The following is a 21,280-nucleotide window of genomic DNA, read 5'->3' as shown; positions in this document are numbered from 1 at the left end:
GTCGGCGGTCCCCGCTAGGGTCCGGGCGTGAGCACACGCACCACCGGTCAGGGCCGCCCGCTCGTCGCCGTGCACGGCTTCGGCATCGACCACCGCATCCTGCTCCCCCTCGAGCACGCCGTCGCGGACGCGCCGTGGCGGTGGGTGCACCTCGACCTGCCGTGGGTCCGGGAGTCGCCGGGGTACGACCCCTCGGCCTCGAGCGCGCAGGACGTCGCCGACGCCGTCCGGGAAGCGGTCCGTGCGCACCTGGGCGACGAGCCGTTCGCGATCGTCGGCAACTCGTTCGGCGGCATGGTCGCGCGCTCCGTCGCGCACGAGCTCCGCAGCCAGGTGCTCGGCCTCGCCACGATCGTCGGCGTCGTCGAACCGGACCACGCACGCCGACGAGTGCCCCCGCGACAGGTCGTCCTCCCCGATCCGGCCGTGGTCGCCGCGGCCGAGCCCGGTGCCGCCCGCGACGACTTCGCCGCGCTCAGCGTCGTCCAGACCACCGCGACGCTCGAGGCGTACGAACAGTCCGTGCTCCCCGGCCTGCGCGGCGCCGACCAGGCCGTGGTCGACCGGATCGCGACCGACTACGCGCTGCGCACCGAACCCGAGGCGCTCCACCCCGATCCGTTCACGGCGCCGACACTGCACCTCTTCGGCCGTCAGGACGACGTGGTCGGGTACGAGGACGGCTGGGCGCTGCGCGACCACTACCCCCGCGCGACGTACGCCGTGCTCGACGCGGCGGGGCACAACGCCCACCTGGAACGTCCGGCCGTCGCGGCGGCGCTGTTCCGCGACTGGCTCGACCGGATGGCCTGAGCCGGGGCGTCCGCCGCCCAGCCGCCGAGGACTACCGTCGAGCCAGGTGACCCCAGCCCACGGCCGCCGGAACGATCCCATCGTCCAGCGACCGGAAGCACCATGACCTCCCTCTCCAGCACCGAGCACGCCGAGACCGACGACGTCCGCTGGGCGGCGGTCGATCCGCGGACCTGGGAGGCGCGGTGCGGCTCCCACGTGATCGGCACGGTGGTCTTCGGGTCGCGGTACGTCGTGCGGCTGCGGGACGGCGACATGACCGGCTTCCACACCAGTCTCGAGAGCGCGAAGGCACAGCTCGAGGCGTGGGTCCGCTGGCAGTCGGGGCCTCCCGGCGAGCTCTGAGAGGCTGGGTCGGTGCACATCACACTCGACTCCACGACCGCGACCGACGTCGTCACCGACATCCGGTTCCCCGAGGGCAACCGCTGGCACGACGGCCGGCTCTGGTACTCCGACATGCACACGGGCGAGGTGTTCTCGCTGCGCCCCGGCCCGGCCGCGCAGCCCCGGCTCGAGACCACGGTGGACGGGCAGTCCTCGGGCCTCGGGTGGCTGCCGGACGGCCGGTTGATCGTCAGCGCGATGGAGTCCCGCACGGTCGTGGCCGTGGGCGAGGACGGCGCGGCCGAGGTGTTCGCCGACCTGTCCGGGGTCGAGTCCTCGCTGCTCAACGACCTGGTCGTCGACGACGCCACCGGCCGCACCTACATCGGCGCCTTCGGCTACGACCTCTACGGCGGTGAGGAGCTCCGCCCCGGCCCGCTCTGGGTGATCGACACCGACGGGTCGCACCGCCTCGCCGCGGACGGTCTCGTCTTCCCGAACAGTGCGAACGTCCTCCCGGGCACCCGCACGCTCGTGGTCAGTGAGACGTGGGGCGGTCGTCTGACGGCGTTCGACATCGAGCCCGACGGTTCCCTGACCGGACGACGCGAGTGGGCGGCGCTCCCCGCCGGCACCACGCCGGACGGCAGCACCGTCGACCGCGACGGCGCGGTCTGGGTCTGCTCCGTCGACACCGGCGAGTTCCTGCGGGTCGTCGAGGGCGGCACGGTGACGGACCGCATCGAGGCCCCGGGTCGGTGTGCGATCGACTGTGCGCTCGGCGGCGAGGACGGGCGCACGCTCTACCTCGCGACCGCCGACAGCTACGACCCCGCCGTGACGGCACGGACCCGGGCCGGTCGGATCAGTTCCGTGCGCGTCGAGGTCCCGGGGTGGTGACGGCGACCGGTCGGTCGTGACGCCGCGCGGAGATCGCTCCGTGCGGCCGCGGGGTCGCGTCGTCGGCGTCCCGGGTGACCGTCTCGACGACGTCGAAGCCCGCTGCGGAGACCGCTGTTGCCAGTCGGTCCACCGACCACCGGTGGGCGGTGGTGACCGCGTGGTCGAACGGCTCCACGTCCGGTCCGGTGGGGAACCCGACGAGCAGCCGGCCGCCGGGGCGGAGGACCCGCGCGAACTCCTCGAGCGGACGTCGCAGGGCAGCCGGGTCGTGGTGGATCAACGAGTACCAGGCCAGGACGCCTCCGAGGCTCTCCGGCTCGTCGGGGAGCGCGTCGACGTCCGCGACCGCGAACGGGACGCCCGGGTGCGCCTGCCGGGCGTGTGCGACGAACTCCGGGACACGGTCCACACCCCGTGCGTCGTGACCGAGCGAGGCGAGCTGTGCGGTCCAGTGTCCGGGGCCGCACCCGGCGTCGAGCAGGGCTCCGTCGACGGTCGACGCCCACGCCGTCACCAGCGCCTCGTCGGCCGCGTGGACGGACGTCATCGACCCCAGGTGCTCGATGTACTCGGCGGCGCGACGCGAGTACGCCGACGTGACGGGATCCGGGTCGCCGGGACGCACCATCACCACGTCGACGTCGTCCTCGTGGTCACGGACGAACCCGTGCCGCTCGTACAGGCGCCGCGCCGCACTCCCCTGCAGCACGATGAGTCGCGTGTCCCCGGCGTGCGGCTCGGCCAGCACGGTCCGCAGCACCGTCGACCCGATGCCGCGCCCCTGCAGGTGCGGCGCGAGGTAGAGGTGCTCGATCCACCGGTCGCTGCCGTCGACCCGGACCGTGACGGAGCCGACGTCGGCACCGTCGACCACGATGACCCGCGTGCTGTGGGGCAGGAACCCGCGCCGCAGCCGCTCCCGCACGCGCACGTCGTCGTACCGGCCGAGTCGGCGGAGATCGGCTCGGAGCACCTCGGCCCGGAGCTCCGCGACCCACTCCACGTCGTCGGGGGTACCGGGGCGCAGCGAGATGTCCATCCCCGCCATCGTACGGTCGCCGGGACACGTCGTAGCCTGGCCGCGTGGCACCTTCGCGAGCGGTCGGGTTCGACCTCGACGGGACCCTCTTCGACCACCGGGGCGCCGCCCGCACCGGCGCGGAGCAGTTCCTCACCGGGCTGGGCGTCACCGTCACCCCGTCGGTGCTCGACGCCTGGTCCGCCGCCGAGGACGAACATTTCGAGCGCTGGCGCTCCGGCGAGATCGGCTTCCAGGAGCAGCGGCGCGAGCGGCTCCGGACCGTCCTGCCCCCGCTCGGGATCGTGCTCCCCCACGACCCCGACGCTCTGGACAGCGTGTTCGAGCGGTACCTCGACGCCTACCGCGCCGCCTGGCGTGCGTTCCCGGACGTTGCGCCGCTGCTCCGCGAGCTCCGGACGCGCGGCTACCGCCTCGGGCTGCTGACGAACGGGTCCGCGGAACAGCAGTCCGAGAAGCTGGCCGCGACCGGACTCGACACCGCCCTCGACGTGGTGTGCATCTCGGAGCGCATCGGCGTGCAGAAGCCCGACGAGGGAGCCTTCCACGCGCTCGCCGACGCACTGGGGGTGCCCGCGTCGGCGTGCCTCTTCGTCGGCGACGACCCGGTCCGCGACGTCGCCGGGGCCCGGTCCGCAGGGATGCGCACCGTCCTCGTCGACCGGTACGCCCACGGTGCACCCGACGTCCGGCACCAGGTGCTGTCCGCGCTCGGCGAGTCCTGAACGACGCGGCGTCCCGGTCGGCTCGTGCCGTTCCCTAGGCTGGTGCGATGCGCTCCCTGACCCGGCTCGACGACTGGACGGCAGACGAGGTCGAGGAGGTCTTCGCCCTCGCGGACGCGTACCGCACCGGTCAGGGGCCGACGACCGACGGCTCTGCGGTGATGTTCTTCCCCGCGACCAGCCTGCGCACGCGGGTCACGTTCGAGCGCGGGGCCGCGACGATGGGACTGCAGCCGATCGTCTTCCCGGACACCACGCTCGACAAGCCCGAGGCGCTCTCGGACGTCGCCGGCTACCTGGCCTCGTGGGCGGACGTCCTCGTCGTCCGCCACCACGACCTCACCGTCGTCGAGGGCCTCGCGGCTGCCGGAGCACTCCCCGTCGTGAACGCGATGACCGACGAGAACCACCCGTGCGAGGTGCTGTCCGACCTGTACGCCCTGCGGCGGGAGCAGCGCGACCTCGGCACGCTGCGCTTCCGTTTCGTGGGCGCCGACGGCAACATCGCCCGGGCGTGGCAGGAGGCCGCCCGCGTCCTGCAGCTCGACCTGGTGCAGTGCTGCCCCGCCGACCTCGCGACCCCCGGAGCAGCGTGGACGGACGACCTCGCGACCGCCATCCGAACGGCCGACGTCGTCATCACCGACGGGCCCGGTCCGCATGCAGAGGCGCTCGAGCCGTTCCGGGTCACGGCGGACCTGCTCGACACCGCACCGACCGGTGTCCGCTTCGCCCCGTGTCCGCCGTTCGTGCGCGGGCGGGAGGTCAGCGCGGACGCCGTGGCACACCCGGCCTTCGTCGGGCACGGGTTCAAGCGGTCGCTGCTGCCGGTGCAGCAGGCCGTGCTGGCGCACTGCATCGGTCTCGCCTGATCCGGCCCACTCCCTACCGCTCGACTCGCACGGGAGCACGGCCCGACCGACCAGCCCGGACCCGGAGACATCGCACGGAGAGCGCGATGCCCACTCCGTCGAGCAGGACGAGGAGACCGAGCGCAGCGTGTGCGACCACCCAGAGCGCAGCATCGTGCGGCAGCAACTGCGACGGGTCGAACGCACCGGTCGACTCCGAACGGTCGACCGCCTGGTCGTGAGCCTCCGTGTACAACGCGAAGAAGGCGACGAACGCCGCGTTGAACACGGCCGCCAGCGCCCAGATCACCGAGACCGTCACCCGGGAGAGCGGCCGGGGCGCACCGACGTCGGACATGGGGCAACCGTAGACGGGAACGACCGGGCGACCGGCAGGGGAACCGCATCCTGGCGTGAGCGTCCTCGAAGGGACGGAACGACGAAAGCCCCCGGTTTCCCGGGGGCTTTCGTCTGTGGTGGGCGATACTGGGATCGAACCAGTGACCTCTTCCGTGTCAGGGAAGCGCGCTACCGCTGCGCCAATCGCCCAGAGGAGTGTGGAACTGGAGGTGGGGACGGGATTCGAACCCGCGTGGACGGCTTTGCAGGCCGCTGCCTAGCCTCTCGGCCACCCCACCATCGAGGTTCACGTCTCCGTGAGTACCCGAACGGTGGGATACCCTCTGGTGAGTCGTGACGTTCCGGAGAACACCACACTCGAGCGGATGACGAGATTCGAACTCGCGACCCTCACCTTGGCAAGGTGATGCGCTACCACTGCGCCACATCCGCATTTGTCTGACCCGCTGTCGCGGCGACGACGTAAACTCTATACGAACCCGGGGGCATCCACCAAAATCCTCCTCGTTCACCGGGCGTGTCCCCCGTGTTCATGCGGATCGGGCGGGTTCCACCGCCCGCGCCACACCCGGGACGCGCGCCGTGTTCGGCACCGGCCCCGGCATCCGCTACTATCGACTGGCACGCACAGTGCAGGGGGCGATTGGCGCAGTTGGTAGCGCGCTTCGTTCACACCGAAGAGGTCATCAGTTCGAGTCTGGTATCGCCCACCCACCCGCAAGAGCCCGGCGCAACAGCGTCGGGCTCTTCGCATCTGTTGAGACAGTCACCAGCCAGATCGGACGAAGGGGCGCATGACCGACGTCGACCTCGAGTTCGCCCGGGTCCGGGCAGTCCTCGACCGTCCGACCCTCCGGCTGATGTCCCGGCCGACCAGCGCCGTCGTCCTCGCGGTGTTCCGCACGGTGTTCGACCGCGACGTGCAGTACGTCCCCGCGGACCGGATGCACCTGCAGGTCGAGGAGCACGTCGCACGGCTCCAGGCCGCCGGCGCGCGCACCCCCGCGAGCGAGCAGGCGGAGCAGCCCGAGCAGGACGCCCGACCGAACGGCCGCGCCCTCTGCCGCGAGTGGGTCGCCGCGCAGTGGCTCGTCCGTTCGAACTCCCCCGACGGCGACGAGCAGTACTCCCTGACGAGCCACGCGCTCGAGGCCCTGTCCCTCGTCGACGCCCTGTCGTCCGACCGGGCGCTCATCAGCGAGAGCCGGCTCGCGATGATCGTCGACGCCGTGCACCGCTGGGCCGCCCGCGCCGAGCCCGACCCCGACGTGCAGATCCGGCGCATCGACGCGCAGATCGCCGAGCTCCAGGCCGAGCGGGCGCGACTCGAACAGGGTGACGTGGACACCGTGGACGACGCCCGGATGCGGGACGGCTACACGAACATCTCCGACCTGATCCGCCAGCTCCCGAGCGACTTCAAGCGTGTGGAGGAAGCGGTGGCGACGATGCACCGCTCGATCGTCGAGGACTTCCGGCAAGAGGTCCGTCCGATCGGCGAGATCCTCGACGACTACCTCGCCCGCACGGACAACCTCATGCAGGCCACCCCCGAGGGCCGTGCGTTCGAGGGGGCGTTCGAACTGCTCCGCGACGACGCCCTGCTGCTGCGGCTCCGAGACGACATCGCGACGATCCTGGCCCACCCCTTCGCGGACTCCCTCGGGGCGTCCGAGCGCCGGGCCTTCCGCAACACGGTCGTCATCCTCCGCCAGGGCATCGAGGACGTCCTCGCCCAGCGACGACAGCTCACGGCGACCCTGCGCGACCAGATCGTCGCGCACGACGTCGCCCGCGACCGTGAACTCGACGCCGTCATCCGGTCGATCGAGCGCGGGCTCGCGACCTGGATGGAGCAGGGGTCGGCGCGCGACCGGCTGCCCCTCGGCCTCCTGCCGGCGACGGCCGAGGTCGGCACGCTGCGCGAACGGTTCTACGACCCGGACGCCGAGTCCGTGCCGCCCGCGATCGAGGAGCCGGACGACGACGTCTTCGAGGAGCTCGACGTGGAGACGCTCCGGCGACACGGCGGACCGCTCCTCACCGAGCTCCGCGCGGCGCTGCGCTCCGCCGAGGCCGACTCCAGCGTCGACGCCTTCCACGGCCTGCCGCCGGAGCAGCGGCGCCCGGTCGAGCTCTTCGGGCTCGCGCACCTCCTCACCGGTCACGAGGACTTCGAGTCCGCCACGCACCTCGCGGAGCACCGGACGGTCCGTCCCGACGGCAGCCCGGTCACCTTCCACATGCCGACCGCGGCGCTCACCGACGAGCGCCACGACCGGACGCCAGACACGACGAACGACGAACACGCACAGGAGGCGCGGTGAGCGACACGACGCCGGCACCGGTCGACGAGACGGTCCCCTACGACGACCCCGCACCCGTCCTGCGGGACGACGAGCGCGACGAGACCAGCTTCGCCCTCTTCGAGGGCGACGAGGGTCGACTTGACGACCGGCAGCGCCGTGCCCTCGTGGCGCTGCTCCGCAACTCCTACGTCAGCGCACGGACGCACGCCGACGAGTGGCGCGCCGTGCTCGACGCGGAGTACCAGCTCCGCTCGCGCCTCAACGACCTGTTCCTCGAACTGCACGTGGACCGCGACCGCGAGGTCGCCTGGAAGCGTCAGGCCCGCTCCGAGAGCCAGCGCCGCGGCTTCCCCACGCTGCTGCGCGACGTCCCGTACACGCGCGAGGAGACGATCGTCCTCGTCTACCTGCGCATGCGCCTCCGCGCCGACACCCGCCCGGGCCCGGACCAGGTCGTCGTCGACCGCTCCGAGATCCTCGGGCACGTCGCCGGGTTCCGCCCCGCGACGGCGACCGACCGCACCCGTGACGAGGGGCGCGTGGCGAAGGCGGTCGAACGCCTCGTGACCGCCCGGATCCTGCTGAAGACCAGCGACCCGGACCGGTTCCGGGTCGCGAGCGTGGTCGAGGTGCTGCTCCCGCTGGAGCGGCTGCGCGACCTGGACACGTGGTTGGCGAGCACAGCGTCGCGGACCGCCGCCGCGCACGGGGACGCGACCACCCCGAACGGCGAGCCGACCGACGGGGACGACCCGTCCCTCCTGGCCGACGAGACCGACACCGACGACGAAGGCGAGACGGAAGCGTGACCGACACCTTCGAGATCCCGGCCCTGTTCGACACGGTCGCACAGTGGCGCGCCGAGTCGATGCAGGTCGTGAACTGGGGCGGCTTCCACGGCCACCGCCAGGTCGAGCTGTCCGGCACCGCGACGCTCATCTCGGGCGCGTCCGGCACCGGCAAGTCGACGCTGATGGACGCGTACCTCGCCGTGATGATGCCGTCGGACGTGCCGTTCAACGGCGCGTCGAACGACGCCACCACCGGGCGCGCGCGCAGTGCCGACCAGCGGAACCTGCTGACGTACCTGCGCGGCAAGGTGGACACCCGTCGCGACCCCGAGTCCGGTGCCCTGCGCGACGTGAACCTGCGCGGCGACGACCAGACCACGTGGGGTGCCGTCGCGGTGACGTTCCGGAACGACGACGAGCGGCGCTTCACGGTGCTGCGCGCGTACATCGTGCCGAAGCGTGCGCGGGGCGTCGGCGACATCCAGATGACCATGGCGACGGTGGACGACACGTTCGACCTGCGCCGGCTCGAGGAGTTCGTGCCGACGCGGTTCCACCACCTCGAGCTCACCGGACGCGTGCCGGGGCTCGTCATCCGCGACACCTACCAGGAGCTCGCCTACACGCTGCAGACCCGCCTCGGGATCGGCGACTCCGGCGGTGGCAACCGGGCGATGCGGCTCCTCGCGCGCATCCAGGCCGGGCAGCACCTGCCGACCGTCGACGCCCTGTACAAGTCGCTCGTGCTCGAGACGCCGGGCACGTACGAGGCCGCCGACCGTGCCCTCGCGCACTTCTCCGCCCTCGACGAGGCGTACGAGGCGATGGACACCGAGGAGCGCAAGGTCCGCATCCTCTCCCCCATCACCGAACTGCACGCCGAGATCGCGCGCTCGAGGGCCGCGGCCGAGGCGCTCGACGGGATCGCGACCGGCGCCGAGGTCTCCCCGTTCGCGCACTGGACCGCATCGCGCAAGCGAGCGCTCCTGGACGCCGAGGTGGACCGCAACGGGCGCGAACGCACGGCTGCCCGCGCCGAGGTCGCCGCGGCCGAGGCCCGGCACGCCGCGGTCGAGATCGAGCTGCGCGATGCCGAGGCCCGGCTCCGCGACCAGGGCGGGAACGCGCTGGCCCAGCTCGAGGACCGCATCGACCGTCGGACGCGCGAGCGCGACGCCGTCGTCCGCACCCGGGCGACGTTCGACGAGCGGACGGCCGTGCTCGGGTCGCCCGTGTCCACCGAGCAGTCCTTCACCGCCGTGCAGCGGGCGTCGCACGAGTTCCTCGGCACCTACGCCGCGTCGCGCGCGGAGCTCGACGAGCGCCGTGACGCCCTCACCCGCGAGGAGTACCCGCTCCTCGACCGCGAGCGGTCCCTCCGCCAGGAGCGTCAGTCGCTCGAGCACCGACAGGGCGCCATGCCGCTGCCGATGCACGAGGCCCGACTGGCGATGGCCCGCGCCGCCGGCATCGACCCGTCCGAGCTGCCCTTCGTCGCCGAACTGCTCGACGTGCTGCCCGGCGAGGAGCGCTGGCGCACGGCGATCGAGTCCGTCCTGGCGCCCGTCGCCCGCACGCTCCTGGTCGACCAGGACCGCCTCGCCGACTTCAGCGAGGCGATCGACGCGCTCCGCCTGCCGGTGCGCGTGCAGTTCGAGGGCGTCCCGACGGGGCCGCACATCGACGTCGACGGCGACCCGTCCATGGTGTCCGGCAAGCTCGCGATCAAGCAGTCGCCGTTCAGCACCTGGGTGCGCGAGCGCATCGAGTCCGACCGCACCGACGCCCGGTGCGTCGGGTCCGCCGCGGACCTCGGCGGCGGCGGTCGGCGCGTCACCGAGTCCGGGCAGCTCCGCGACGGTCGACGCGGTGCCCACGGCGACCGGCGTCAGGCGAACGTCATCGGCTTCACGAACGAGGCGCGGGTCGCCTCGGTGGAGCAGGAGCTGGCCGCGATCGCCGAGGACCTCGCCACGCTCGAGGCCCGGCGCACCGACGTCGCGCAGGACATCACGGCGCTCGACGTCCTCCGCGCCGCGCACCAGCACATCGTCGACGTCACATGGGAGGCGATCGACGTCGTCGGGCTCGAGGACTCGCTCGCCCGCCTCGACCAGGAACGCCAGGCACTCCTCGCCGCGGACGACGGCCTGCGCACCCTGCGTTCGGCCGTGGGTCGGCTCCGGGCGTCCCTCGACGAGGCGTCGGACCGTCGCGCTGCTGCCCGCCAGTCCGTCGCCCGGCTCGAGGAGCGGCACGCCGTGCTCGTGGACGGTCAGGACGCCGCGGCCGAGATCCTGTCGCGCTTCGAGGACACCCCTGACGCCCTGCCGGACGACCGACAGGCGCAGCTGCTGTCCGAGACGTTCGAGGAGATCGGAGCACCGGACGGCGTCGACGGCTTCGACGACGCCACCCGCCGACTGAAGCGCCGGCTCGAGGAACGCCTCGCGCAGGCGCTCGACGGCGCCGCGTCGGCCTCGACCGCGTTGACGCTGACCTTCCAGCGCTACCAGGACGCCTGGCCGGACCCGAACCTCGGGACCGGCGTCGCGTCCTACCCCGACTACCGCGCCATCCTCGACCAGATCGTCGCGACCGGCCTGCACTCCCGCCGGAGCGAGTGGCGCCGACGCCTGTCGCAGTGGAGCGGCGAGGACCTCGTCCCGCTCGCCGGTGCCTTCGACCGGGCCGTCGTCGAGATCGAGGAGCGGCTCGAACCGGTCAACGAGATCCTCCGCGAGTTGCCCTTCGGTGCGAACCGCGACCGGCTGAAGATCCAGATCCGCCGGGTCACGCGCGAAGAGGTCACGGCCTTCCGCCGGGAGCTGCGGGCACTGTCGGCGTCCGTCGACACCGAGCTGACGGACGACGTGCTCGAGACCCGGTTCCGCCGGCTCCGACGCTTCATGGCCGTCATCCGCCCCGACCCGTCCGTCCCGCGTGGCGGCCGGACCACGCAGCGCGACGCCGTGCTCGACGTCCGGCGGCACATGGAGATCACGGCCGTGCGGTACGACACCGAGGGCAACGACCTCGGCGTGTACTCGTCCCTCGGCGACAAGTCCGGCGGTGAGACGCAGGAGCTCGTGGCGTTCATCGTCGGTGCCGCGCTCCGGTACCAGCTCGGCGACGAGACCCGGCCGCGGCCGCGGTTCGCGCCGGTGTTCCTCGACGAGGCCTTCATCAAGGCGGACTCGGAGTTCGCGGGGCGTGCGGTGACGGCGTGGCTGCGGCTCGGGTTCCAGCTCGTCGTGAGTGCGCCGCTCGACAAGGTCACGGCGCTGGAGCCCTCGATGGAGCGGCTCCTGTCGATGCGCAAGCACCCGGACACCGGGCACTCGTCGATCACCGAGATCGCGCGGGCGGCCGTGGGGGCGTAGGCGCGCCGCCGGGGTCGCACGAACTGCCGCCCGGCGCCGGCAGCAGCGGCACCTCGTGCGACCTCAGCGACGGGCGCACGGCATGTCGTGCGACCGGCGCGAACGTCACCGCCACCCCCGGACTGGGGTGCCGGCAACAGCAGGCCGCCGGGCACTCCTTGACTACGATCGCCAGGAGCTCCACCGACTCCAGCAGGGACCGTACCGTGACCACTCGCACACGCACCGCAGGCGCGATCGTCACCGGGCTCCTCGTCGCCGGCACGCTCGCTGCGTGTGTCCCGTCCTCGACGGCACCGGGGTCGACAGCGGCACCGACCACCGCCACGGCGTCTCCGCTGGTCACACCGACGCCGACGCAGACGCCGACGCCCACACCCACCGCGACCGCGACCCCGACTCCGACCGCGACCCCGACCGCCGTGCCGACGACACTCCCGGTCGGCGACGTCACGGCGAACGGACGCACCTGGCGGCAGTCGTACGCCGAGGACTTCACGAAGCCCGCCGCACTCGGCACGGTGGCAGCCGTCTACCCCGGCATGGGCCTCTACGACGGATTCCAGGACACCAGCGGACTCGGCACGTACGCCCCTGCGAAGGTGCTGTCCGTCGCCGACGGCAACCTCGACTTCGACTTCCACTCCGAGGACGGCCGACCGCTCGTCGCCGCGGTCATGCCGGACGGGTACGCACCGCACACGACGGCACGGGTCAGCATCCGCTACAAGACCACGGTCACCGACGGGTACAAGTTCGTCGGCATGCTGTGGCCGTCCTCCGACGAGTGGAACGACGGCGAGATCGACTGGCCGGAGTCACTCACGCTCGGGGCATCGCCGCGCCCCGCGTCCGCGATCCCGGGAACGTACGCGAACCGTCACGTCAAGTACGACCGCTCAGTGCAGGTCCACGCGAAGACCGACACCACCGAGTACCACGTCGCCACCACCGAGTGGGACACGGGCATCGTCCGCTTCTACTGGGACGGGGAGCTCGTCTCCTCCACCACCGAGGCCGTGCCGACGAAGCCAATGCGCGTGACCCTGCAGGGCGAGACGTGGACCGATCACGGCGCCGTCCCGACGGACGCATCGGGCACCGTGTCCGTCGACTGGATCTCCATCTGGAACTGACCCGCGCGCGGTACGGTGGGCGCGTGTTCGGACGCCGCTCCCCCAGCCCCCGCCCCGACGACCGACCGGGCCTCGGCATCGGCGCCCTCGTGCAGGTCGTCGACACCGACCAGGGCGGCGAGGAGTGGGCCGACGAGCCGATCGGCGTCATCGTCGCACCGGGCGCCAGCCAGCTCGGCGGGACGCAGCGCACCTGGACGGTCGCGTTCGAGGAACCCGTCTACACGAAGGACGGCCGCGGCCCGTTCGAGCGCGCGACCGTCCTGAGTCGTCAGCTGGTGCCGGTCGAGCCGGCACCGGACACCGAGGGCTAGTACTCCTCGTTGCCGCTCTTCATCATGGCCGCGAAGGCCATGCAGACCCCCACGCCACCGAGCACGCCGATGCCGATGATGACGCCTGCGATGAGTTCGAGCATTGGTGACTCCTTGGTTCCGGGGCCGGTCTGGCTGCCCTCAGGTTAGCGGATGCCGCGCATGAGCTTCAGCACCGGCTTGGCGAGGACGAGCAGGACGACCCCGACCGCGACGGCGACGAGCCCGAGGACGGCGAAGTACGGCGCCTCGTCCGTCGGGTCGTAGTACTGCGAGAGCACCCCCGTGACGGCGGTGCCGAGCGACACCGACAGGAAGAACAGGGCCACCATCTGCGTCTGGAACTTCGGCGGTGCGAGCTTCGTGGCCACCGACTGCCCCACCGGCGACAGCAGGAGCTCGGCGATCGTGAAGACGAGCAGGATCCCGACGAGGGCGAGCAGCGGCGTGCCGTTCTGCCCGGTGCCGACGAAGGGCAGGAAGAGCAGGAACGCGACGCCCATGATGCCGGTGCCGAGCGCGAACTTCGTCGGGGTGGACGGCTGACGGTCGCCGAGCTTCGTCCAGATCGCCGCGAACACACCGGACAGCACGATGATGAAGACCGGGTTGATGGACTGCACCCACGAGACCGGCATCTCCCAGCCGAACAGGGACCGGTCGAGGCGCTCGTCGGAGTAGACGGTCACGACGGTGAACTGCTGCTGGTACAGCGACCAGAACACCGCACTGCCGATGAACAGCGGGATGAAGGCGAACACGCGCGACCGCTCCTGCGCGGTGATGCCGCTCGAGAGGATCACCACGAAGTACCCGATCGTGGCGAGGATGACGATGGCGACGACCACGGTGGGCAGGTTGTCGACGTTGAGGAGCCCGGTCAGCACGGCGACCACGATCACCGCGAGTGCCACGAGGACGAGCACGCCGATGAGCGGGAGCCGACGGCGGTCGACGGGGTTCGTGACGTGCCGCACGGACTCCGGCAGCTTGCGGCGGCGGATCGCGTACTGCACGAGCCCGGCAGCCATGCCGACCGCGGCCAGGCCGAAGCCGTAGTGGAAGCCGAGCGAGCTCTGCAGCAGGCCGGTCAGGAGCGGACCGAAGAACGCCCCGAGGTTCACGCCGAGGTAGTACAGGGAGAACCCGGCGTCTCGACGGGGGTCGTCCCGGCTGTAGAGCCCGCCGACGATCGTCGTCGCCGTGGCCTTGAGCCCGCCGGAGCCCAGCGCGATGAGCACGAGGCCGACGCCGACGCCCGCGACACCGGGGATGAGCGCGAGGGCGATGTGCCCGAGCATCACCACGATGGCACTGCCGAACAACGTCCGGTCCGCACCGAGCAGCCGGTCGGCGATCCACGCCCCGATGATCGTGAACAGGTACACGGCGCCGCCGTAGGCACCCATGATCCCGCTGGCGACGCCCTTGTCGATGCCCAGCCCGCCCTGCGAGAGCGTGTAGTACATGTAGATGAGGACGATGCCCTGCATCCCGTAGAACGAGAACCGCTCCCAGAGCTCGACGGCGAACGGCGTCGACAACTCGAACGGCTGCCCGAAGAAGGTCCGCCCGCGTGCGGGCGTGGTGGTACCTGACATGCCGCACATTCTGCCCCTCGGAGCCGGGCCGCGCCGAATCGCTGAACTCGCCTCAGGAACGCCGGGCGCGGTCGTTTGGAGGGTTCCCACGACCGCGGCCGACCCACGGGCCACCCGCGTTGTCAGCCCCGGACGGCGTTCACGCGACTCGCGGGTCCGATCAATAGCGTGGGTTCTGCAACACCGGACAGAGCAGTTCAGGAGGGCTCCGACCATGGTCGACACCGCACCCGTCCACAGCACGAACACGCCCAAGGCCGACGCCGCGGGCGACCCCGCCGCGGGCACGCCCGCCGGCGGGACGGACACCGACGTCCGGATCGACGTCGACCTGCTCGCCGAGCACCTGCTCGGCCGTTGGGCGGACGACCGCCGAGCCTCGCGCCGACTCGCACTCGACCCGGCGATGCACAAGGTCGAGGGCATGCCCTACGCCGACGCCCGCGCCCGGACGCTCGACCAGCTCCGCATCCTCGTCGACGCGGGTGCGATCCAGCGCCCCTACCCCGAGGAGTTCGGCGGCTCGAGCAACCACGGCGGCAACCTCGCCGCGTTCGAGGAGCTCACCACGGCCGACCCCTCGATGCAGATCAAGGCCGGCGTGCAGTGGGGGCTGTTCGGCTCGGCCGTGCACCACCTCGGCACCGAACGGAACCACCGCGAGTTCCTGCCGGGCATCGTCTCGTTCGAGGTCCCCGGCTGCTTCGCGATGACGGAGACCGGGCACGGCTCTGACGTCCAGAGCATCGCCACGCGGGCGACCTACGACCCGGCGACCCAGGAGTTCGAGATCCACACGCCCTTCCGCGGCGCGTGGAAGGACTACATCGGCAACGCCGCCCTGCACGGCAAGGCCGCCGTCGTCTTCGCGAAGCTCGTGACGCAGGGCGTCGACCACGGCGTCCACGCGTTCTACGTGCCGCTCCGCGACGCCGCGGGTGCGTTCCTGCCCGGTGTCGGCGGCGAGGACGACGGCTACAAGGGCGGCCTGAACGGCATCGACAACGGCCGGCTGCACTTCGACCACGTGCGCATCCCCCGCACCAACCTGCTGAACCGCTACGGCGACGTCGCCGAGGACGGCACCTACTCCTCGCCGATCGCCTCGCCCGGTCGCCGCTTCTTCACCATGCTCGGCACCCTCGTGCAGGGCCGCGTGTCGCTCGACGGCGCCGCGGTCGTCGCCCAGAAGATCGGCCTGGAGATCGCGCTGACGTACGCGGCACAGCGCCGCCAGTTCCCGACGGGCGACGGCACCGAGGGTGTCCTGCTCGACTACGGCCGGCACCAGCGCCGGTTGATCCCCCGCCTCGCCACGGTGTTCGCGCAGTCCTTCGCCCACGAGAAGCTCCTCCGCACCTTCGACGACGTGTTCAGCGGGCGTGAGGACACCCCGCAGCGTCGCGAGGACCTCGAGACCCAGGCGGCGGCCTTCAAGTCGATGTCCACGTGGTCGGCCCTCGACACGCTCCAGGAGTGCCGCGAAGCCTGCGGTGGTGCCGGGTTCCTCGCCGAGAACCGCCTCACCGGACTCCGCGCCGACCTCGACGTCTACGTGACGTTCGAGGGCGACAACACCGTGCTGCTCCAGCTCGTCGGCAAGCGCCTGCTCACCGACTTCCGCGCGAAGGCGCCGAAGGACCCGGCGTCGACCGCGAAGTTCGTCGCGGCCCAGGCGGCCACGAAGCTCGCCGACGCCACCGGTCTCCGGCGCCTCGGGCAGACCATGACCGACCGCGGCTCGCTCGCCGCGTCCGTCACGGACCTGCAGGACGCCAAGACGCAGCGCGACCTGCTCGCCGGCCGCGTCGACACGATGGTCACCGAGATCGGCATGCGCCTCGCGTCAGCCGGCAAGGACCGCGCACGCGGTGCCCGACTGCTCAACCGCTCGCAGCACGAGCTCATCGAGGCGGCCAAGGCCCACGCCGAGCTCATGCAGTGGGAGGCCTTCACCGAGGCCATCGACGAGGTCCCGCCGGGAGACACCCGCCGCGTGCTCGTCTGGCTCCGCGACCTGTTCGCCCTCGGCCTGCTGGAGCAGCACCTCGACTGGTACCTCATGCACGGGCGCATCACGGCGCAGCGGGCGCGGGCGGTCTCGGCGTACATCGACCGCCTCGTCGCCCGGGTCCGACCGGTCATCCCGCAGCTGCTCGACTCGTTCGGGTACGAGGCCGGCCACGTCCGCGCACCGATCGCGCTCGGTGCCGAGCAGGCCCGGCAGGACGAGGCGCAGGCCTGGTTCGCCGCCGAGGCGGCCGCGGGTCGCCTTCCCGAGCAGGAGAAGAAGCCCCGCGCCTAGCGCTGGACGTGGGGCGCGTCAGGCGTCGCCGGCGGGCCCGCGGTCCTCGAGGGCCCGGCGGAGCCGCGCCTCGGCGTCGTCCCCGGCGCCGGCGGCAGCGGCAGCGGCCTCGGCGTTGGCCTCGGTCACCGCGCGCACGACCTCTTCGCGCTGGATCTTCACCCCGCGAGGGGCGTCGATACCGATGCGGACGCCGTCCCCGCGGCTGTCGAGCACCGTGATGACGATGTCGTCACCGACGAGGATCCGCTCGCCGACCTTCCGCGTGAGTACCAGCACCCGTTCAGCCTAGCGACACGACGGGGACTCCCAGCAGGTGCACCGACTCCGGCGTGGCGGTCTCCCCCGCGCCGATCGCCACGACCCCGGCCACGTGGGCCCGGTCGGCGACGGCGGCGAGCATGCGGACCGAGTCCTCGTGCTTCCGACCGACGTCCACGACGACCCAGACCTGGTCGGGTGCGAGTCCGGCGGCCGTCGCGACGTCGTCCCAGGCGGCGACCGCGAGCAGCGCGTACCCGTCGCGGACGCCCTCGGCCCGGGCGAGGATCCCGCTCCGCCGGTCGGCCGCGTCGGTCGGCCGGAGTGCGTGCCGGGTCGCGAAGATCCCGGCGGCTGCGTCCACGTCGTTCGGACGCCCGACGAGCAGCACGAGGTCGCCGTCGGCGGACCGGACCGACGGGGCGGGCCGTGTGGGTGCGGTGGCGGCGACCAGCTGCTCGGCCACGACGTCGTCGACGAGCCGAGCCGTCCCTCCAGGAACGACCGACGGACCGGGCACGTCCAGGAGGCGCGACCCACCCTGCTCCTCCGCCCCCGCCTCCGGCAGTGCACGCGTCGGGCGCGGGGCGCTCCCCGTGATCCCGTCGGCGACGAAGCCGTCGAGCACCGACGCGAACGCGTCGGCCCGCGTGGACGCGGTGCCGTCGTGGCCGGCGATGCGCGCCTCCGCGGCTTCGGCGTCGGCCAGGAGCGCGGCGATGCCCACCCGCTGCACCGGAGAGTCGGCGATGGCGACGCGCGCCGTCGGGACGTCGTCGGGGCCGGGGACCTCGACGGTGGCCTCGACGTGCGCCTTGCGGAACAGCCCGCCGATGCCCGGTGTGGTGACGCGCTCGGCGGCGACGATGCGTGCGCCCGGTCCGAACTCCGAGCGGACGGCGTCCCGGAGCTCGTCGAGCGTGGCGCCGTTACGCTGCAATCGGGTCGGCGGCACGGACCACTCCCACGGTCTCGATGGTGGAGCCCGCGGCGGTGGCCTCTTGGTAGGAGAGCACCGGCAGGCCGTTCGACTGCGCGGAGACCATGCGGTGCACGGCCGGGCGGAGCTGCGGGGCGCAGACGAGGACGGCGGAGATCCCCTGGTCCTCGACGGAGCGGACGGCCTCCCGGAGCGACCCGAGCACCTGCTCGATGCGGTGGGCGTCGAGGACGATCTGGGTCCCCTGCTCGGACGGCCGGAGCCCCTCGAGCATCGACTGCTCGAGCAGCGGGTCGATCATGATGACCCGGAGCGTGCCGGCGTCGAGGTACCGGGCGGGCAGCGCGGGGCCGAGTGCGGCGCGGGCGGCCTCGACGAGCCCCTCCGGGTCGGTCGACACCTTGGCGCGGAGCGTGAGGCCCTCGCAGATCCGGCCGAGGTCGTTGATCGGGACCCGTTCGGCGAGCAGGCCCTGCAGGACCCGCTGCAGCTCGGCGAGCGAGAGCATCCCGGGGACGAGCTCCTCGACGGCCGCGGGGTTGACCTGCTTGACGCCCTCGGTGAGGACCTTGACGTCCTCGCGGGTGAGGAGCCGCGCGGCGTTGTCGCCGATGATCGCCTGCAGGTGCGTGACGAGCACGGAGACGCGGTCGATGACGGTCGCGCCGGTCATCTCGGCGGCGTGCCGGAGCTCGGCGGGGACCCACTTGCCGGCGAGGCCGAACACCGGTTCGACGGTGGTCTCCCCCGGGAGGCCCTCGAGGTGGTCGCCGAGCGCGAGCACGCTGCGCGACGGCGCGGTGCCCCGGCCGGCCTCGACACCGGCGATGCGGATGGCGTAGGTCGACGGCGGGAGCTCGATGCTGTCGCGGGTCCGGACGGGCGGGACGACGATCCCCATGTCGATCGCGATCTTCCGGCGGAGGGCACGGACGCGGCCGAGCAGGTCGTCCGACGCGCCGGACACCATGTCGACCAGGTCGGGCGCGAGCAGGATCTCGAGGGCGTGCACGCGCATCTGCTCGATGAGGTCCTCGGGGGTGTCGGCGCTCGGTGCGGCGGCCTCCATGGCCTGCTGCTGGGCGACGGCCGCCTCCTCGCGCTTGGTGTTCTGCCCGAGGCGCCACCCGATGACGAGCAGCGTGGCGCCGATGACCAGGAACGGGACGATCGGCATGCCGGGGATGAACCCCATCGCGATCGCCGCGACGCCCGCGATCGCGAGGGCGTTCCGCGACTGGGTGAGCTGCTGCGACGCCGAGGTGCCGATCTCGGTCTCGGCGCCGGAGCGGGTGACGATCATGCCCGTCGACACCGCCATGAGGAGCGCCGGGATCTGCGTGACCAGCCCGTCGCCGATGGTCAGGATGCCGTACTTCGACAGGGCGTCGGTGATCGACAGCCCGTTCTGCACCATGCCGATGGCGATGCCGCCGACGAGGTTGATGACGATGATGAGGATGCCGGCGATCGCGTCGCCCTTGACGAACTTCGACGCACCGTCCATGGCACCGTAGAAGTCGGCCTCGGCGGACACGGCGGCACGGCGTTCCTTCGCCTGGGCGTCGGTGATGAGCCCCGCGTTGAGGTCCGCGTCGATCGCCATCTGCTTGCCGGGCATCGCGTCCAGGGTGAACCGTGCCCCGACCTCGGCGACGCGCTCGGCGCCCTTCGTGACGACGACGAACTGGATGACGACGAGGATCAGGAAGATGACCGCGCCGATGATGATCGAGCCGGAGACCGCCACGTGGCCGAACGCCTGGATGACGTCGCCGGCGAACCCCTCGCCGAGGACGAGCCGCGTCGACGCGACGTTCAGGCCGAGCCGGAACAGCGTCGCGACGAGCAGCAGCGACGGGAACACCGAGAAGTCGAGCGGCTTCTTCACGAACAGCGTCGTGAGCAGGATCACCAGCGCCAGCAGGATGTTGCAGATGATGAGGAAGTCGAGCAGGAAGGACGGCACCGGCAGGATCAGCAGCAGGATGATGCCGACGATGAAGACCGGGACGACGAGCTTCGGCAGGTCCTTGCGGTTCATGCGGGCACCCCTTCGGGAGTCGAGTTCGGGCGGAGCTTCCGGGGCCGGAGGTCCCCGCTGATCGTGGCGGGGTCGATGACCGTGGCGACCTCGTCCGGGGTGGTCGGCCGCGGCGGCGCGTGCGTCCCGGCCGCCGCTCCCCTGGCCTTGAGCGCCATGACGAACGACAGCACGCGGGCGACCGGCGTGTAGAGGTCGACCGGCACCTCCTGCCCGAGCTCGCACGCGGCGTGCAGCGCACGGGTGAGCGGGACGTCCTGGACGATCGGCACCCGGGCCTCGAGCGCCTTGTCGCGGATCATCGCCGCGACCGGACCGGCGCCCTTCGCCACGACGCGCGGCGCGGACTTCCCCGGCTCGTACGACAGCGCGACGGCGTAGTGCGTCGGGTTCGTCATCACGACGTCCGCGGTGCCGATCGCCTGCACCATCCGGTTCCGGCTCATCGCGAGCTGTCGGGAGCGGCGCTGGGACTTCACGAGCGGGTCGCCCTCGGCGTGCTTGTTCTCGTCCTTGACCTCGCGCTTGGTCATCATCGTGCGCTTGCGGTTGCGGCGGATCACGACGAAGACGTCGAGCGCGGCGAGGACCAGGCCGGCGACGATCGCCGCCCGCAGCAGGGTGCCGGTCCCGGCGGCCGCGGCGTCGAGCACGGCGGACAGCGGCAGCGACCCGCTCGTCATGAGGACGGGGACGAGTGCCTGCACGGCCATCCAGAGGACGAGGCCGACGACGGCGGTCTTGAGGAGCGCCTTGCACCCGTTCCAGAGCGCCTGGGTACCGAACACCCGCTTCAGGCCCTGGATCGGGTCGAAGTGCTCGGGCTGCGGGGTCAGCTTCCGGACGTGCACGCCGCCCTGCGCGACCGCTGCGGCCAGCACGGCGACGGCGACGACCCCGAGCATCGGGCCGAGGGTCCCGCCGAGCGAGCCGAGGGCCTCGTCGAACACGGCGTTCATGGTGCCGATCGTCGGGTCGGCGATGACGCGCTGCACGGCTCGGAGCTGCTCGGAGCCCGCGGCGGCGGCGTTGCCGATCGCGGACGGCATCATGAGTGCCGCGACCGCGATCCCGATCCACGCACCGAGGTCCTGCGACCGCCCGATCTGGCCCTTCTGGTGGACCTCGCGCATCCGCTTCTGGGTCGCCTGCTCGGAGCGTTCTCCGCTGTCGGACAC

Annotated in this window: 18 protein-coding genes and 4 tRNA genes; 12 read left to right on the top strand and 10 right to left on the bottom strand. The window is 72.1% G+C overall.

Features of this window, described 5'->3' with window-relative positions:
* The first annotated feature begins 27 nt into the window (after positions 1-27).
* From ACIPEP_RS14285 to ACIPEP_RS14275, 3 genes are all read left to right on the top strand, one after another.
* Complete coding sequence (locus tag ACIPEP_RS14285) at positions 28-813, top strand: alpha/beta fold hydrolase (protein ID WP_402717619.1); 786 nt, start codon at positions 28-30, stop codon at positions 811-813.
* 102 nt (positions 814-915) lie between these two features.
* Positions 916-1,158: a hypothetical protein gene (locus tag ACIPEP_RS14280; protein WP_402717618.1), complete on the top strand. Its 243-nt coding sequence runs from the start codon at positions 916-918 to the stop codon at positions 1,156-1,158.
* Positions 1,159-1,170: 12 nt separating this feature from the next.
* Positions 1,171-2,040: an SMP-30/gluconolactonase/LRE family protein gene (locus tag ACIPEP_RS14275; RefSeq protein ID WP_402717617.1), complete on the top strand. Its 870-nt coding sequence runs from the start codon at positions 1,171-1,173 to the stop codon at positions 2,038-2,040.
* On the opposite strand, the gene ACIPEP_RS14270 is transcribed toward ACIPEP_RS14275, so the two are convergent.
* Positions 2,006-3,082 carry a GNAT family N-acetyltransferase gene (locus tag ACIPEP_RS14270; RefSeq protein WP_402717616.1) on the bottom strand — a complete coding sequence of 359 codons (1,077 nt, stop codon included), beginning with the start codon at positions 3,080-3,082 and terminating at the stop codon, positions 2,006-2,008. The two genes, ACIPEP_RS14275 and ACIPEP_RS14270, sit on opposite strands and share 35 nt — an antisense overlap.
* Before the next feature lie 44 nt (positions 3,083-3,126).
* Here ACIPEP_RS14270 and ACIPEP_RS14265 point away from each other — a divergent pair, with 44 nt between their 5' ends.
* Together ACIPEP_RS14265 and ACIPEP_RS14260 are read left to right on the top strand one after the other, a co-directional pair.
* Positions 3,127-3,807 (top strand): HAD family hydrolase, encoded by a 681-nt coding sequence (locus tag ACIPEP_RS14265; RefSeq protein WP_402717615.1) that lies wholly within the window; start codon positions 3,127-3,129, stop codon positions 3,805-3,807.
* Between the two features lie 47 nt (positions 3,808-3,854).
* On the top strand, positions 3,855-4,679 hold the full coding sequence (locus ACIPEP_RS14260) for an ornithine carbamoyltransferase (RefSeq protein ID WP_402717614.1): 825 nt from the start codon (positions 3,855-3,857) through the stop codon (positions 4,677-4,679).
* 13 nt (positions 4,680-4,692) lie between these two features.
* On the opposite strand, the gene ACIPEP_RS14255 is transcribed toward ACIPEP_RS14260, so the two are convergent.
* The 4 genes from ACIPEP_RS14255 to ACIPEP_RS14240 form a co-directional block, all read right to left on the bottom strand.
* A complete protein-coding gene (locus tag ACIPEP_RS14255) occupies positions 4,693-5,016 on the bottom strand; it encodes a hypothetical protein (RefSeq protein ID WP_402717613.1) in 324 nt (107 codons plus the stop codon).
* Positions 5,017-5,132: 116 nt separating this feature from the next.
* Positions 5,133-5,207 (bottom strand) — tRNA-Val (locus ACIPEP_RS14250).
* A gap of 15 nt (positions 5,208-5,222) precedes the next feature.
* Positions 5,223-5,296 (bottom strand) — tRNA-Cys (locus ACIPEP_RS14245).
* A gap of 82 nt (positions 5,297-5,378) precedes the next feature.
* Positions 5,379-5,450 (bottom strand) — tRNA-Gly (locus ACIPEP_RS14240).
* Positions 5,451-5,655: 205 nt separating this feature from the next.
* Between ACIPEP_RS14240 and ACIPEP_RS14235 the strand changes: the two genes are divergently transcribed.
* The 6 genes from ACIPEP_RS14235 (at position 5,656) to ACIPEP_RS14210 (ending at position 12,951) form a co-directional block, all read left to right on the top strand.
* Positions 5,656-5,728, top strand: a tRNA-Val gene (locus ACIPEP_RS14235).
* Positions 5,729-5,812: 84 nt separating this feature from the next.
* On the top strand, positions 5,813-7,345 hold the full coding sequence (locus tag ACIPEP_RS14230) for a DUF3375 domain-containing protein (protein WP_402717612.1): 1,533 nt from the start codon (positions 5,813-5,815) through the stop codon (positions 7,343-7,345).
* Entirely contained in the window at positions 7,342-8,136 is a 795-nt protein-coding gene (locus ACIPEP_RS14225) for a DUF4194 domain-containing protein (RefSeq protein WP_402717611.1), read from the top strand. The genes ACIPEP_RS14230 and ACIPEP_RS14225 overlap by 4 nt, the downstream gene beginning before the upstream one ends.
* Positions 8,133-11,501 carry an ATP-binding protein gene (locus ACIPEP_RS14220; protein ID WP_402717610.1) on the top strand — a complete coding sequence of 1,123 codons (3,369 nt, stop codon included), beginning with the start codon at positions 8,133-8,135 and terminating at the stop codon, positions 11,499-11,501. Before ACIPEP_RS14225 ends, ACIPEP_RS14220 begins: the two co-directional genes overlap by 4 nt.
* Before the next feature lie 206 nt (positions 11,502-11,707).
* Positions 11,708-12,637, top strand: coding sequence for a glycoside hydrolase family 16 protein (locus ACIPEP_RS14215; RefSeq protein WP_402717609.1), 930 nt, complete (start codon positions 11,708-11,710; stop codon positions 12,635-12,637).
* A gap of 23 nt (positions 12,638-12,660) precedes the next feature.
* On the top strand, positions 12,661-12,951 hold the full coding sequence (locus ACIPEP_RS14210) for a hypothetical protein (protein ID WP_254789589.1): 291 nt from the start codon (positions 12,661-12,663) through the stop codon (positions 12,949-12,951).
* A 146-nt stretch (positions 12,952-13,097) separates the two neighbouring features.
* On the opposite strand, the gene ACIPEP_RS14205 is transcribed toward ACIPEP_RS14210, so the two are convergent.
* Positions 13,098-14,561, bottom strand: coding sequence for a peptide MFS transporter (locus ACIPEP_RS14205; protein ID WP_336698837.1), 1,464 nt, complete (start codon positions 14,559-14,561; stop codon positions 13,098-13,100).
* Between the two features lie 205 nt (positions 14,562-14,766).
* Between ACIPEP_RS14205 and ACIPEP_RS14200 the strand changes: the two genes are divergently transcribed.
* Positions 14,767-16,857 (top strand): acyl-CoA dehydrogenase, encoded by a 2,091-nt coding sequence (locus ACIPEP_RS14200; RefSeq protein ID WP_402717608.1) that lies wholly within the window; start codon positions 14,767-14,769, stop codon positions 16,855-16,857.
* Positions 16,858-16,875: 18 nt separating this feature from the next.
* On the opposite strand, the gene csrA is transcribed toward ACIPEP_RS14200, so the two are convergent.
* The 4 genes from csrA to ACIPEP_RS14180 are packed head-to-tail and all read right to left on the bottom strand — an operon-like array spanning position 16,876 to position 21,280.
* Positions 16,876-17,136, bottom strand: coding sequence for a carbon storage regulator CsrA (gene csrA, locus ACIPEP_RS14195; RefSeq protein ID WP_070418910.1), 261 nt, complete (start codon positions 17,134-17,136; stop codon positions 16,876-16,878).
* Positions 17,137-17,140: 4 nt separating this feature from the next.
* Positions 17,141-18,073: a hypothetical protein gene (locus ACIPEP_RS14190; RefSeq protein ID WP_402717607.1), complete on the bottom strand. Its 933-nt coding sequence runs from the start codon at positions 18,071-18,073 to the stop codon at positions 17,141-17,143.
* On the bottom strand, positions 18,048-20,102 hold the full coding sequence (locus ACIPEP_RS14185; protein ID WP_261646680.1) for a flagellar biosynthesis protein FlhA: 2,055 nt from the start codon (positions 20,100-20,102) through the stop codon (positions 18,048-18,050). The genes ACIPEP_RS14190 and ACIPEP_RS14185 overlap by 26 nt, the downstream gene beginning before the upstream one ends.
* Positions 20,099-21,280, bottom strand: a complete 1,182-nt coding sequence (locus ACIPEP_RS14180) for a flagellar biosynthesis protein FlhB (protein ID WP_402717606.1) — start codon at positions 21,278-21,280, stop codon at positions 20,099-20,101. The genes ACIPEP_RS14185 and ACIPEP_RS14180 overlap by 4 nt, the downstream gene beginning before the upstream one ends.

This window comes from Curtobacterium sp. NPDC087082 (assembly GCF_044745045.1).
Taxonomy (GTDB): Bacteria; Actinomycetota; Actinomycetes; order Actinomycetales; family Microbacteriaceae; genus Curtobacterium.
This window is presented reverse-complemented; position numbering and strand designations above follow the sequence as displayed.

What these genes read in the sequence shown, in the direction of transcription:
- ACIPEP_RS14200 (WP_402717608.1), top strand. Translation starts at nt 14,767, where the DNA reads ATGGTCGACACCGCACCCGTCCACAGCACGAACACGCCCAAGGCCGAC.
- ACIPEP_RS14205 (WP_336698837.1), bottom strand. Translation starts at nt 14,561, where the DNA reads ATGTGCGGCATGTCAGGTACCACCACGCCCGCACGCGGGCGGACCTTC.
- ACIPEP_RS14260 (WP_402717614.1), top strand. Translation starts at nt 3,855, where the DNA reads ATGCGCTCCCTGACCCGGCTCGACGACTGGACGGCAGACGAGGTCGAG.
- ACIPEP_RS14185 (WP_261646680.1), bottom strand. Translation starts at nt 20,102, where the DNA reads ATGAACCGCAAGGACCTGCCGAAGCTCGTCGTCCCGGTCTTCATCGTC.
- ACIPEP_RS14270 (WP_402717616.1), bottom strand. Translation starts at nt 3,082, where the DNA reads ATGGACATCTCGCTGCGCCCCGGTACCCCCGACGACGTGGAGTGGGTC.
- ACIPEP_RS14280 (WP_402717618.1), top strand. Translation starts at nt 916, where the DNA reads ATGACCTCCCTCTCCAGCACCGAGCACGCCGAGACCGACGACGTCCGC.
- ACIPEP_RS14230 (WP_402717612.1), top strand. Translation starts at nt 5,813, where the DNA reads ATGACCGACGTCGACCTCGAGTTCGCCCGGGTCCGGGCAGTCCTCGAC.
- ACIPEP_RS14255 (WP_402717613.1), bottom strand. Translation starts at nt 5,016, where the DNA reads ATGTCCGACGTCGGTGCGCCCCGGCCGCTCTCCCGGGTGACGGTCTCG.